This is a genomic window from Geobacillus sp. BK01 (genome assembly GCF_052220245.1).
Lineage (GTDB): Bacteria > Bacillota > Bacilli > Bacillales > Anoxybacillaceae > Geobacillus.
The window spans coordinates 175,486-188,163 of record NZ_JBQPTH010000003.1 but is presented as its reverse complement, the minus strand read 5'-3'; the positions used below and the strand labels follow the sequence as shown (position 1 = coordinate 188,163).

General features: G+C 53.7%; 9 protein-coding genes and 1 riboswitch. Of the genes, 4 read left to right on the top strand and 5 right to left on the bottom strand.

All coding sequences use genetic code 11. The features are described from left to right. Nucleotides 1-60: 60 nt before the first annotated feature. The 4 genes from ACTVDO_RS05080 to ACTVDO_RS05065 all read left to right on the top strand — a co-directional run bounded on the left by ACTVDO_RS05080 (nt 61) and on the right by ACTVDO_RS05065 (nt 4,833). Nucleotides 61-1,341 (top strand): carbohydrate ABC transporter permease, encoded by a 1,281-nt coding sequence (locus ACTVDO_RS05080; RefSeq protein ID WP_020958852.1) that lies wholly within the window; start codon nt 61-63, stop codon nt 1,339-1,341. After that, nucleotides 1,341-2,183, top strand: a complete 843-nt coding sequence (locus ACTVDO_RS05075) for a sugar ABC transporter permease (RefSeq protein WP_020958853.1) — start codon at nt 1,341-1,343, stop codon at nt 2,181-2,183. The genes ACTVDO_RS05080 and ACTVDO_RS05075 overlap by 1 nt, the downstream gene beginning before the upstream one ends. A 70-nt stretch (nt 2,184-2,253) precedes the next feature. Then, nucleotides 2,254-3,789: an alpha-amylase family glycosyl hydrolase gene (locus tag ACTVDO_RS05070; protein WP_020958854.1), complete on the top strand. Its 1,536-nt coding sequence runs from the start codon at nt 2,254-2,256 to the stop codon at nt 3,787-3,789. 18 nt (nt 3,790-3,807) lie between these two features. After that, the gene (locus tag ACTVDO_RS05065) at nt 3,808-4,833 is read left to right on the top strand and encodes a LacI family DNA-binding transcriptional regulator (RefSeq protein ID WP_020958855.1); all 1,026 of its coding nucleotides are present in this window, start codon (nt 3,808-3,810) and stop codon (nt 4,831-4,833) included. A 238-nt stretch (nt 4,834-5,071) separates the two neighbouring features. Here the strand turns inward: ACTVDO_RS05065 and ACTVDO_RS05060 are convergent, their stop codons facing one another. The 5 genes from ACTVDO_RS05060 to ACTVDO_RS05040 all read right to left on the bottom strand — a co-directional run bounded on the left by ACTVDO_RS05060 (nt 5,072) and on the right by ACTVDO_RS05040 (nt 12,403). Beyond that, nucleotides 5,072-5,935, bottom strand: coding sequence for an SDR family oxidoreductase (locus tag ACTVDO_RS05060; RefSeq protein WP_020958856.1), 864 nt, complete (start codon nt 5,933-5,935; stop codon nt 5,072-5,074). A 102-nt stretch (nt 5,936-6,037) separates the two neighbouring features. Continuing rightward, nucleotides 6,038-6,430 carry a type II toxin-antitoxin system death-on-curing family toxin gene (locus ACTVDO_RS05055; protein ID WP_020958857.1) on the bottom strand — a complete coding sequence of 131 codons (393 nt, stop codon included), beginning with the start codon at nt 6,428-6,430 and terminating at the stop codon, nt 6,038-6,040. Nucleotides 6,431-6,442: 12 nt separating this feature from the next. Further along, a complete protein-coding gene (locus tag ACTVDO_RS05050; RefSeq protein WP_020958858.1) occupies nt 6,443-6,715 on the bottom strand; it encodes an AbrB/MazE/SpoVT family DNA-binding domain-containing protein in 273 nt (90 codons plus the stop codon). A gap of 437 nt (nt 6,716-7,152) precedes the next feature. Next, the gene (gene metH, locus ACTVDO_RS05045; protein ID WP_020958859.1) at nt 7,153-10,563 is read right to left on the bottom strand and encodes a methionine synthase; all 3,411 of its coding nucleotides are present in this window, start codon (nt 10,561-10,563) and stop codon (nt 7,153-7,155) included. Further along, nucleotides 10,556-12,403: a bifunctional homocysteine S-methyltransferase/methylenetetrahydrofolate reductase gene (locus tag ACTVDO_RS05040; RefSeq protein WP_442901159.1), complete on the bottom strand. Its 1,848-nt coding sequence runs from the start codon at nt 12,401-12,403 to the stop codon at nt 10,556-10,558. Before ACTVDO_RS05040 ends, metH begins: the two co-directional genes overlap by 8 nt. Before the next feature lie 71 nt (nt 12,404-12,474). Further along, nucleotides 12,475-12,576, bottom strand: a riboswitch (SAM riboswitch). Nucleotides 12,577-12,678 lie beyond the last annotated feature (102 nt).

The window sequence follows — 12,678 nt, the reverse complement described above, 5'->3', positions numbered from 1 at the left end:
TCGTGGTGGATAGGATCAGCCCTATCCACTATTCTTATCCATATGATAGGGGGGATTGGAATGCCGGAAGCAAACGTCCGCCATCGGCCGGCGGTGGCGATGGCGCTGTCTTTGTTGTTTGCCGGCCTTGGGCAGTTGTACAACCGCCGGTATGTCAAAGGCATCTTGTTCATCATCATTGAAGCTTCGTTTTTGCTGACGTTTTACAACTTTTTAAACATCGGGCTTTGGGGGCTTGTGACGCTCGGTGAAATCCCGATGCTTGACCATTCGATTTTTCTGTTGATTCAAGGGTTGGTTTCGGTCATCATCATCGCGTTTGCCGCCGCGCTGCATATCGCCAACGTCATTGATGCGCGCAACGACGCCCGCCGCCGGCAAAGGGGCGAGCCGTTTCCGTCGCTGTTGGAATCGTGCCGCAACGCCTGGGATAAAGGATTTCCGTACATCTTTGTCACGCCAGGGCTTTTGATGCTTCTGTTTATCGTTGTGCTGCCGCTGTTGTTTATGGTGTCGCTTGCGTTCACCGACTACAACTTATACAACTCGCCGCCGCGCCATTTATTGAACTGGGTTGGCTTTGAAAACTTTCAAAACTTAGTGTCGATCCCGATTTGGAAAAGCACGTTTTTCAGCGTTCTCGCCTGGACGATTGTCTGGACCGTGGTGGCGACGACGGCGCAAATCGCCCTTGGGCTGTTGTTGGCGCTGCTTGTCAACGACCCGCGCATCAAGTTTAAGCGGTTCATCCGCACGGTGCTCATTTTGCCGTGGGCCGTACCGGCGTTCGTCACAATTTTAGTGTTTGCGGCGATGTTTAACGACAAATTTGGGGCGATCAACCGTGAAGTGCTGAGCATGTTTGGATTGTCGATTCCATGGATGACCGATCCGTTTTGGGCGAAAGTTGCGCTCATTTTGATTCAGACATGGCTTGGCTTTCCGTTTGTGTTTGCGTTGTTTACCGGCGTCTTGCAAAGCATTTCCCGCGACTGGTACGAGGCGGCCGACATCGACGGGGCGACGCGCTGGCAAAAGTTCACATCGATCACCTTGCCGCACGTCCTGTATGCCACCGCGCCGCTGTTGATTATGCAATATGCCGGCAACTTCAACAACTTTAACATCATCTATTTGTTCAACGACGGGGGACCTGCCGTGCGCGGGCAAAACGCGGGTGGAACGGACATCTTGATCTCGTGGGTGTACGATTTGACGTTTACGACGAACAACTACAATATGGCGGCAGCGATCTCGCTCATCATCGGCTTGATCGTCAGCGGGTTTGCCATCTATCAGTTCCGGCGCACCCGTTCCTTTAAAGAGGAGGGGAACATATAATGAGCCGCAAATGGAAATCGCATATCGAAGTGACGCTGATTTATCTATTTATTGCGTTCATGTTTGTGGTCATCGCCTATCCGCTCCTTTGGACCATCAGCATGTCTCTCAATCCCGGTACGAGCTTGTACTCGGCGTCGCTCATTCCGGAGAAGTGGACGCTTGACCATTACAAATGGTTGTTCACAAGCCCGCAGAGCGACTATTTGCTTTGGTATAAAAACAGTTTGTTTGTCGCGGCAGTGAATGCCGTGCTGTCGGTCTTTTTCACCGCGCTCATCGCCTATGCGTTTTCGCGCTACAAATTTGTCGGCCGAAAAACGGGTCTGTATTTGTTTTTAGTCTTGCAAATGTTTCCATCCCTTATGGCGATGGTGGCGCTTTATATTTTGCTTAACATGCTCCATTTGCTCGATTCGCTGTGGGGGCTCATTCTCATTTACGTCGGCGGGCAAATTCCGTTTAACGCATGGCTAGTCAAAGGGTACTTTGATACGATTCCGCGCGAGCTTGATGAGGCGGCGCGCATCGACGGAGCCGGGCATTTCGGCGTCTTTTTCCGCATTATGCTGCCCTTGGCCAAGCCGATTTTGGCCGTTGTCGCGTTGTTCAACTTTATGGCGCCGTTCACCGATTTTTTGCTGCCGTCGATCGTGTTGCGCGACCCGGACAAGTTTACGCTGGCGGTCGGGCTGTTTAACTTCATCAGCGACCGGTTTGCGAACAACTTCACCCGCTTTGCCGCCGGCTCGATTTTGATTGCCGCGCCGATCGCCGTCGTCTTTTTGTTCTTGCAGCGCTATTTGATTTCCGGCTTAACTGCCGGTGGCACAAAAGGGTAAGAACCGCTATCATAAATAGTGGGCTTACCCGTTTCCACAGGACAAACAGACGGCAAAGGAGGGGAAGGAAATGGGGAACCGGCTTTGTGCGCTGCTCATCCTTCCGTTCCTTCTTTTTTATGCCTGGCCGGTGCAGGCGGCGGAGAAAGAAGAACGGACGTGGCAAGATGAAGCGATTTACTTCATTATGGTCGACCGGTTTAACAATATGGACCCGACGAACGACGAAGATGTGAATGTGAACGATCCGAAAGGGTATTTCGGCGGCGATTTGAAAGGAGTGACCGCGAAGCTCGATTACATCAAGGAGATGGGATTTACCGCCATTTGGCTGACGCCGATTTTTGAAAACATGCCGGGCGGGTATCACGGCTATTGGATCAAAGATTTTTATCGCGTCGATCCGCATTTCGGCACGCTTGACGACTTGAAAACATTGGTGAAAGAAGCGCATAAGCGCGACATGAAAGTCATTTTGGACTTTGTCGCCAATCACGTCGGTTACAATCATCCGTGGCTTCATGACCCGGCGAAAAAAGATTGGTTCCATCCGAAAAAAGAGATTTTCGATTGGAGCAATCAACGTCAGCTCGAAAATGGCTGGGTGTATGGGCTGCCGGATTTGGCGCAGGAAAATCCGGAGGTCAAAAAATATTTAATCGATGCGGCCAAATGGTGGATCAAAGAAGCGGACATTGACGGCTATCGCCTCGATACGGTGCGCCATGTGCCAAAATCATTTTGGCAAGAGTTCGCCAAAGAAGTGAAATCGGTGAAAAAAGACTTTTTCCTTCTTGGTGAAGTATGGAGCGACGACCCGCGCGATCTTGCCGAGTACGGCAAATACGGGATCGACGGTTTCGTCGATTACCCGCTGTATGGCGCGGTGAAGCAGTCGCTTGCGAAACGCGATGCGTCGCTGCGCCCGCTGTATGACGTCTGGGAATACAACAAAACGTTTTACGACCGCCCGTATTTGCTTGGAACGTTTTTGGATAACCATGACAACGTCCGCTTTACGAAACTCGCCATTGACAACCGCAACAATCCGGTTTCGCGCATTAAAGTGGCGATGACATATTTGTTCACCGCCCCGGGCATCCCGATCATGTACTACGGGACGGAAATCGCCATGAACGGTGGCGAAGATCCGGACAACCGCCGTCTGATGGATTTCCGCGCCGATCCGGAAATCATCGATTACTTGAAAAAAATCGGCCCGCTTCGCCAACAGCTGCCATCATTGCGGCGCGGCGATTTTACGCTCTTGTATGAAAAAGACGGCATGGCGGTGTGGAAACGGCAATACGAAGATGAAACAACGGTCATCGCCATAAACAACACGGGTGAAACGCAGCACGTCCACCTCACCAATGACCAGCTGCCGCAAAACAAAGAGCTGCGCGGCTTTTTACTGGACGATCTTGTCCGCGGCGATGATGACGGCTACGACATTATATTGGACCGCGAAACGGCGGAGGTGTACAAACTGCGGGAAAAAACGGGGCTCAACATCCCGTTTATCGCTGCGATCGTCATTGTTTACGCGCTCTTTCTTCTGTTTTTATACATGGTGAAAAAACGGGCGAAACGGATGCCAGAATAGATGGAAAGGAGGGGGCATATGACCGTTACGATTAAAGATGTGGCGAAAAGGGCGAATGTCGCACCGTCGACCGTCTCGCGCGTCATCGCCGACAGCCCGCGCATCAGCGAGAAAACGAAACAGCGGGTGCGCGAGGCGATGAAAGAGCTCGGCTACCATCCGAACTTTATCGCCCGCAGCCTTGCGAGCCAGGCGGCGCAAGTGATCGGCATCGTCATGCCAAGCTCGGCCGACCAGGCGCTGCAAAACCCATTTTTCCCAGCGGTCATCCGCGGCATTAGCAAAGCCGCCCATGAAAAGCGGTACGCCTTGCAAATGTCGACCGGGGAAAAAGAAAGTGAGATTTATGAACGGGTCGTGGAGATGCTGCAAGGGCGGCGCGTCGATGGCGTCATTTTGCTTTACTCGCGGCAAAACGATAAGCTCATGAAATACTTGTTAAAGCATGGCTTTCCGTTCGTCGTCATCGGCAAGCCACACCAAAAGGCGGAACAAGTCACCCATGTCGACAACGACAACGTCCAGGCGGGAAAAGATGCGGCTGCCTATTTAATTGCCCGCGGCCATGAACGGATCGCCTTTGTCGGCGGCAACCCGCAATATTTGGTGACCGTCGACCGGCAAAACGGCTACGCCGCGGCTCTGCAGGAAGCCGAGCTGCCGTACCGCCCGGAATACGTCGTTCATGAAGAATTTTTGCAAGAAGGCGGCCAAGAGGCGATGAGAGAGCTTCTTTCCTTGCCTGAACCGCCGACCGGCCTTGTCGTCGCCGATGATTTGATGGCGCTTGGGATGCTGAAAACGCTTGATGAAATCGGCCTGCGCGTCCCGGAAGACGTGTCGATCGTCAGCTTCAACAACACGCTGCTCGCCGAAATGTCGCGCCCGCCGCTCACCTCGGTCGACATCGGCATTTTCCAGCTCGGCTACGAAGCGGCGAAAAGTCTAATCGAAAAAATCAATAACCCAAGTGAACCGGTCAAGCGCATCATCATCCCGCACCGGCTCGTTGAGCGGGGGTCGTGTGCGGGGAGAACCGGATAAAAAAACTATCTCGGCTAGGCGCCTAGCCGAATTCTGCCGGTAAATCAAACAAAAACCGTCCGCCCTATGACGGGCGGACGGAGAGAAGAGGGGTACCTTGTAAAGAAGTGGAGAAACATCGTACCTTGATCGTACCGGTTTTTTTACAATGTTTCTACAGTTTTGTGAGGAAAGATAACGCGATTTTGGCAAAAAGAATGAACCGCAACGGCCGCCCGTTTCAGAGCGGCCGTTGCCGTCATCCGCTGACGAACTTTCCTCCGTCGACGTGAAGCATTTGCCCGGTCATGTACGACGATTCGTCGCTGGCCAAAAAGACGTAGCACGGGGCGACCTCGCTCGGCTGGCCGGGCCGTTTCATCGGCGTGTTGGCGCCGAATGTGGCGACTTGCTCGCTTTTGAATGTCGACGGGATGAGCGGCGTCCAAATGGGCCCCGGGGCGACGCCGTTGACGCGAATGCCTTGGCCGACGAGCGCTTTGGCGAGCGAGCGGGTGAACGCGACAATCGCCCCTTTTGTCGCCGAGTAGTCGATCAATTGCTCGTTTCCTTCATAAGCGGTGATCGAGGCGGTGTTAATAATGGCGCTTCCGCTTTTTAAGTGCGGGAGCGCCGCTTTCGTTAAGAAAAAGCAGCCGAACACGTTCGTGCGGAACGTTTTTTCCAGCTGTGCGGCGGTGATGTTGAGAAAGTTCGGCTGCGGGTGCTGTTCGGCGGCGTTGTTGACGACGATGTCAAGCTTGCCGAACGCTTCGATCGTCTGTTTCACCGCTTCTTTGCAAAACGCTTCATCTCCGATGTCCCCCGCAATGGCCAGGCACCGTCTTCCTTCCTGTTCGACGAGCCGTTTCGTTTCCTCAGCGTCTTCATGTTCATTGAGATAAACAATCGCCACATCGGCTCCTTCTTTGGCGAAATGAACGGCGACCGCCCGGCCGATGCCGCTGTCGCCGCCGCTGATGATGGCGACTCTGTTTTCGAGCTTGCCGCTTCCTTGATACGTGTCTTTGATGGTGACCGGCTGCGGGTTCATCTCCGTTTGCAGGCCCGGCTGACGCGTTTGGTGCTGCGGGGGCAAGGTCGTTTGTTGCTTCGTAACCATGTTTGCTCCTCCTTGGCATGTATTGTCATCGTTAGTATGGGACGGAGGAGGGGAAATATGTACAGAGAGGGGATGGGGCATGAACAATGAATGAGTGGTTGGTCATCTTTTTTCCGCCCATCTTTCAATCCACATCGCAATTTCTTCAATTGATGGTTTATCGGTCACGACTTTCACGGTATAGTCCTCTGCCTCTTTTTCTGAAGCGGCAAAGCGATAACCGTTTAACCAAAGGAACTGTTTCATGGCGGCAAATCCTGTTCGTTTATTGGCGTTATGAAACGGATGGTTTTGGCAAAGGCTGGCGTACAACGCTGCCGCTTTCAGCCAAAGAGTTGGATAAGCGTCCTGTCCGAAAGCGCTTTGTTTCGGGCGGTTGACCGCGCTGTTCAACAACTCTGGAGATTTCACCCCTTTTTGTTCCCCTGGAGTGTATTTTTCGATCAACAAGGCATTGAGGAAGATAATTTCTTTTTCCGTCAAGAAACGAGTCATATTCGTTTTCGCCTACTTTTTCGCCAAATTTCGGAGTGTGTTGTCATAATTCTCAAATAAGTCTTTGAGACCATCCACAAAATCTTGGCCAAAATCATCTAAGATGCTGTAGTCAATAGGGGCGTGTTTGCTTATAATCACTTTTCCATCCGCTTCGAGACGGAATTGAATTTCATCTCCTTGTTTAACTTTCAAATGGTCCAATACTTCCTGCGGAAGGGTGATCCCTAGACTGTTCCCCACTTTCGTTATTTTTCGTTCCATCGCTTTCACCACCGTACTCATATCGATTCTCCTTCTATACTATTTTATTCATAGTTATAACAAGTTATAACTATTATAACAAAAAAGATTTTGGCGTCCAATGCCAGAAGATCCGTTTGTCGTAAAAATTCGCCGCTTTTTTTTCAAGTAATCGGCAAGGCAAAGATACGGCGCCCGCCGCCGCGTCGATTTTGCTGATGCGTATCTTTCGGCACTGGCGCAGCACACTTCATCCATCCAAGGGATCATCACCTGGAACGAAAAAGATTTTCGTCGGCTTGGCGGGGAATGCTATATGCCTGAATCCATCATTTGAATCAATGATGGCTCACACGTGAACAAACGTCGCGATTTTCCCAAGAGCGCCAATCCCCCGTCTTTTTTGCTGCAAAACGGGAAACGCCAAGGTGCGTAAAAAAGCAAACGAGCTGGCTCGCATAGTCCAGCTCGTTTCCTGCTTATAACACATTGAAATACCGCGCTTCCGGATGGGCGAAGACGATCGCCGAAACCGATGCTTCGGGCTCCATCATATAGCCGTCGGTGAGGCGGATGCCGATGTCTTCCGGATGAAGGAGACGGAACAGTTTCTCCTGGTCTTCCAAGTTCGGACAGGCCGGGTAGCCGAACGAGTAGCGCTGGCCTTGGTATTTGGCGGCAAAGCGCTCTTCCATCGTGAAATCCGGATCGTCCGGGAAGCCCCAGCGGTCGCGCATAATTTGGTGGATGCGCTCGGCGAATCCTTCGGCAATCTCGAGCGCCAGCGCCTGGATGGCGTGGCTTTTCAAAAATTCGCCTTCGTCTTTCCAACGTTGGGCGAGTTCGCGAATGCCGTATCCGGCCGTGACGGCGAACAAGCCGACGTAATCCATTTCGCCGCTTTCTTTCGGTTTCAAGTAATCGGCAAGGCAAAGGTGCGGCGCTCGCGGCTGACGCGGAAAGTCGAACACTTCAAGCACTGTTTGGCCATCGGCTGGGTCGTAAATGTAGACGCGGTTGCCGTCGCTTTGCGCCGGGAAGAAGCGATAGGCGCCGGCAGGCTGAATCCAGCCGCGTTCTTTCGCTTCGGCGATGAGTTCGTCGACGACCGCTTTTAACGCCAGCGCTTTTTCGTCCTTCTCTTCAAGCAGCCGTTTCACTTTTCCTTTCAAGCCGAGATGATGGCCGAGCACCATTTGCCAGTTGACGTACGGCAGCACGTGGTCAAGCGGCACATGTCGCAATACGTGGCGGTCGAGGTCGGCCGGGACGTAGACGGGAACGTCGGTCGAAACGTTCGATTTGACTGCGGTGGCGACCACCGTTGACCGCGTTGGCTCGCTTTCGGCTGCTTCTTTTTTTGTATACTCGATCTCGCCTTGCTGGAGCTGGTTGGCGAGCGCGAGCCCGTCCATGGCGTCTTTCGCGTACAAGACGATGCCGTCATATTCGGGCGCAATTTTATTTTCGGTAAACTTGCGCGTTAAGGCGGCGCCGCCGACTAAAATCGGGGTTGAGATGCCCGCTTGCCGCAAATCTTGGGCGGTGACGACCATCTGTTGGGCCGATTTGACAAGCAGCCCTGACAGGCCGATGATATCCGGCCGATGTTCGCGCGCCGCTTCGATCAGTTGCTGCGGGGCGACTTTAATGCCGAGGTCGACGACTTCATAGCCGTTGTTGCTTAAAATGATATCAACCAAGTTTTTGCCGATGTCATGGACATCACCTTTGACGGTGGCAAGAATGACTTTTCCTTTGGTGCTGCCTTCTTTCTTTTCCATATACGGTTCTAAGAAGGCGACGGCCGCTTTCATCACTTCCGCGCTTTGCAACACTTCGGCGACGATGAGCTGGTTGTTGTTGAACAGCCGCCCGACTTCATCCATGCCGGCCATGAGCGGACCGTTGATGATCGACAGCGGGTCGGAGTACGTTTCAAGCGCTTTTTCCAAATCGGGAATGAGCCCGTCTTTTGACCCTTCAATGACGTAGCGGGCGAGCCGCTCCTCAAGGCTCAAATTTGTCTGCGCCGGTTTGGCGGCGGTGATTTTGCTTCGGTAAAATTCGATAAAGGCGTTTAACGTTTCATCGTTTGTATCAAACAGCAGAGCTTCGGCCATCCGAACTTCATCTTCCGGAATCGAGGCAAAGCGCTCGAGCTTCTCGGTGTTGACGATGGCATAATCGAGCCCGGCCTGCGTGCAATGGTACAAAAAGACCGAGTTGAGCACTTCGCGACCGGCCGGCGGCAAGCCGAATGAGACGTTGCTGATGCCAAGAATCGTCAAGCACTCCGGCAGCCGCTCCTTAATGAGGCGGATGCCTTCGATCGTTGCTTTCGCCGCGCCGATGTACTGCTCATCGCCGGTGCCGACCGGGAAGACGAGCGGGTCGAAAATGATGTCGCGCGCCGGCACGCCGTAGCGGTTGACGAGCAAGTCATACGAACGCAAGGCGATTTCCAATTTCCGTTCGGCCGTAACCGCCATTCCTTGCTCATCGATCGTGCCGACGACAACGGCGGCGCCATATTGATGCAGAAGAGGAACGACTTTCGCAAACCGCTCTTCGCCATCTTCGAGGTTGATCGAGTTGATGATCGCCTTCCCTTGCGAATACGTAAGGGCGCGTTCGATGACGCGTTCGTCGGTCGAATCGATGACAAGCGGCACTTTCACTTTTTTGACCACTTCGCGGACGAACTGTTCCATGTCGTGCAGTTCGTCGCGGTCCGGGTCGGCCAAGCAAATGTCGATGACATGGGCGCCGTTTTTCACTTGGGCGCGGGCGATTTCCGCCGCTTCCTCGTACTTGCCTTCACTAATCAGGCGCTTGAACTTGCGTGAGCCGATGACGTTTGTCCGTTCGCCGACAAAGAGCGGGCGCATCGTTTCCTCATAGATGAGCGCCTCGATGCCGGAGACGGCGTGCACATCGAAGGAGGACGGGATCGCCCGCGGCGGGATGCCGCGAACCGCTTCGGCGATGGCGCGGATATGGTCGGGCGTCGTGCCGCAGCATCCGCCGACAATGTTGATCCATCCTTTCTCGGCAAAGCGGCGAATTTTCTCCGCTAACATCTCCGGCGTTTCATGGTAATGCCCTTCCTCATCGGGCAGCCCGGCGTTCGGATAGCAGCTGACGGCTGTATCGGCAAGGGAAGCGAGCGTGCGCAAATGGTCGGTCATAAACTCGGGACCTGTCGCGCAGTTTAAACCGACGGCGATCGGCTTCATATGGCGCACCGAGATGAGAAACGCGTCGATCGCCTGGCCGGCGAGCGTCGTGCCCATCGGTTCGATCGTGCCGGAAATCATGAGCGGCACGCGACGGCCGACCGCTTCAAACGCCTTGGAAATGCCGAGGAAGCCCGCTTTCACGTTCAACGTATCTTGGCACGTCTCAAGCAACAGGAGATCGACGCCGCCCAAAAGCAATCCGCGCGCCTGTTCTTCGTAGGAGGCGACGAGTTCCTCAAACGTTGCGCCGCCTGTCACCGACAACGTTTTCGTCGTAGGGCCCATCGAGCCGGCGACAAAGCGCGGCCAATCGGGGGTCGAGAACGATTCGGCCGCTTGTTTCGCGAGTTTGGCCGCCTCGATGTTGAGTTTCAACGCCAAATGTCCAAGGTCGTATTCATCGAGCACAATGCGTGTCGCCCCAAACGTGTTTGTTTCAATGATATCGGCGCCCGCTTCCAAATACGCTTCGTGAATGCGGCGGATGACGTGGGGGGCGGTGAGTGTCAAATATTCGTTGCACCCTTCATACGCCTCGCCGCCAAAATCAGCGGCCGATAGGTTGGCGCTTTGGATCATTGTCCCCATCGCGCCGTCAATAACGAGAATGTTTCGTTGCAGCTGCTGTTCTAAGGTGATGTTAGCCATGAACAACCTTCCTTTCTTTAGTCGCTGCTTCTTTTTCATGAATGTAGCGGACGAGCTCGACTGTCATGTCATAGCGTAAAAACGGTGTGATCAAGTAAATGCCGTTGAACAAATCAAAGGCAGCGTCAATGAGCGATTTGGCGATGGCGATCCCTTCGCGTGCCGCCTGCACCGGGTCGTCGCCGCAAGCAGCCATGCGGGCGCGAATCTCATCCGATAGGGTGATGCCTGGCACTTCGTGATGCAAAAATTCAGCATTCCGCGTGCCCGTAAGCGGCATAATGCCGACGTAAATCGGAGCGTCAAGATGTTTCGTCGCTTCGTACATCTGCACAATTTTTTCTTCCGAGTAAATCGGTTGGGTCAAGAAATAGTGGGCGCCGCATTGGATTTTTTTCTCCATCCGCACAACTGCTTTATCCAAATGGCGGACGTTCGGATTGAAGGCCGCACCGATCGAGAAATTCGTTTTTTGTCCGAGCGATTTGCCCGAATATGACAGTCCTTCGTTAAACTGGCTGATCAAGCGGATAAGATCGAACGATGATAAGTCGTACACGGACGTTGCCCCTGGGAAATCACCAATTTTCGAAGGGTCGCCGGTAATAGCGAGCACATCGGTGATGCCGAGCGTATGCAAGCCCATTAAGTGCGACTGCAAGCCGATCAAGTTGCGATCGCGGCACGTAATATGCACGAGCGGGCGAACACCGAGCCGTTCTTTCACGATCGAGCCGACCGCAACATTGCTGATGCGCGGTGTGGCGAGCGAATTGTCGGCCAACGTCAGCGCATCGATGCCGGCGTCATGGAGCGCTTTCGCTCCGGCGAGAAACTTGTCAATGCCGAGTTTTTTCGGCGGGTCGAGTTCAACGATGACCGATCGGCGCGCGCGGGCAAGCTCGGGAAGCGGAGTCGGGGTGGGGCGATCCGCTTGCACCGATACGGGCACCGCGCGCCGTTTCACCGTTTTTTCCGTCACCGGCGTCCGGTCGGTGAGCGCTTTTGCCATCGCTTCAATATGTTTCGGCGTCGTGCCGCAGCACCCGCCGATCAAGCGCACCCCCTGGTTGCGGAACGCTTTGGCCGTCTCCTCGAAATATTCGGCGTTCGTCTCATACACGAGCCGGCCGTCGCGGTAGTCCGGGAGGCTCGCGTTCGGGTACGCCGATAAAAACGCCTGCTTTGGCAGCGGCACTTCTTCAAGCGACCGAAGCATATGGTACGGCCCGAGTCGACAGTTGAGCCCGACGACATCGGCTCCCAGCGCCTCTAAGCGGTTAAGGGCATCGGCGAGCGGCGTGCCGTCTTGCAAGACGCCGACTTCATGAAGCGACACATGGGCGATAATCGGCAAGTCCGTCTCTTTGCGGGCGATGGCCAGCACCGTCTCCAACTCTTCCAAATCGTAATACGTCTCCAACAGCACGCCGTCGACCCCTTCGGCAAGCAGCACAAACAGCTGCTCGCGGAACGTCCGCTTCACTTCCTCGAGCGTGACGACGCTTTTGTTTAACGTGCGAAGCCCCCCGATCGTCCCGAGCACGTACGCCCGCCCGTTCGCTGCTTGTTTTGCGAGCTTTACAGCAGCGCGGTTAATGGCGGGCACATCGTCTTGCAAGCCGTAGCGGGCAAGTTTCACATAGTTGGCGCCGTATGTATTCGTTTGGATGACATCGGCGCCCGCCGCGATATACGCTTCATGAATATGGACGATTTCGTCCGGATTCGATAGATTCAATTCTTCAAAACAACGGTCAACGCCGTGCGAATATAACAGCGTTCCCATCGCCCCGTCGGCGATGAGAATGCGTTGTTTCAACTCATCCAGCAATCCCACGTTCGATTCCCCCGTTTCTTCGTAGTAAAAGAAAAAAGTCTTCTATAAGAAGAAGACTTTTTATTTTCTTCTTCTTATCTTCCAGGCGTCCGCCTGTCTGGATTTAGCACCTTGGCCGCGGCCAGGTTGCTGAGGGTTCACCGGGCCAGTCCCTCCCCCTCTCTTGATAAGAATGTCCGTATGCGGTTGTTTATTTCGTCTTGACTATTACTATATAATTTAATGTATTTTTTGAAATTATTCAATACGGTGAAGCAAGGAAATTTGAAAAAACG

Excerpts from the sequence above, each read along its gene's own strand:
- ACTVDO_RS05080 (WP_020958852.1), top strand. The coding sequence starts at position 61 with ATGCCGGAAGCAAACGTCCGCCATCGGCCGGCGGTGGCGATGGCGCTG.
- ACTVDO_RS05075 (WP_020958853.1), top strand. The coding sequence starts at position 1,341 with ATGAGCCGCAAATGGAAATCGCATATCGAAGTGACGCTGATTTATCTA.
- ACTVDO_RS05070 (WP_020958854.1), top strand. The coding sequence starts at position 2,254 with ATGGGGAACCGGCTTTGTGCGCTGCTCATCCTTCCGTTCCTTCTTTTT.
- ACTVDO_RS05065 (WP_020958855.1), top strand. The coding sequence starts at position 3,808 with ATGACCGTTACGATTAAAGATGTGGCGAAAAGGGCGAATGTCGCACCG.
- ACTVDO_RS05060 (WP_020958856.1), bottom strand. The coding sequence starts at position 5,935 with ATGGTTACGAAGCAACAAACGACCTTGCCCCCGCAGCACCAAACGCGT.
- ACTVDO_RS05055 (WP_020958857.1), bottom strand. The coding sequence starts at position 6,430 with ATGACTCGTTTCTTGACGGAAAAAGAAATTATCTTCCTCAATGCCTTG.
- ACTVDO_RS05050 (WP_020958858.1), bottom strand. The coding sequence starts at position 6,715 with ATGAGTACGGTGGTGAAAGCGATGGAACGAAAAATAACGAAAGTGGGG.
- metH (WP_020958859.1), bottom strand. The coding sequence starts at position 10,563 with ATGGCTAACATCACCTTAGAACAGCAGCTGCAACGAAACATTCTCGTT.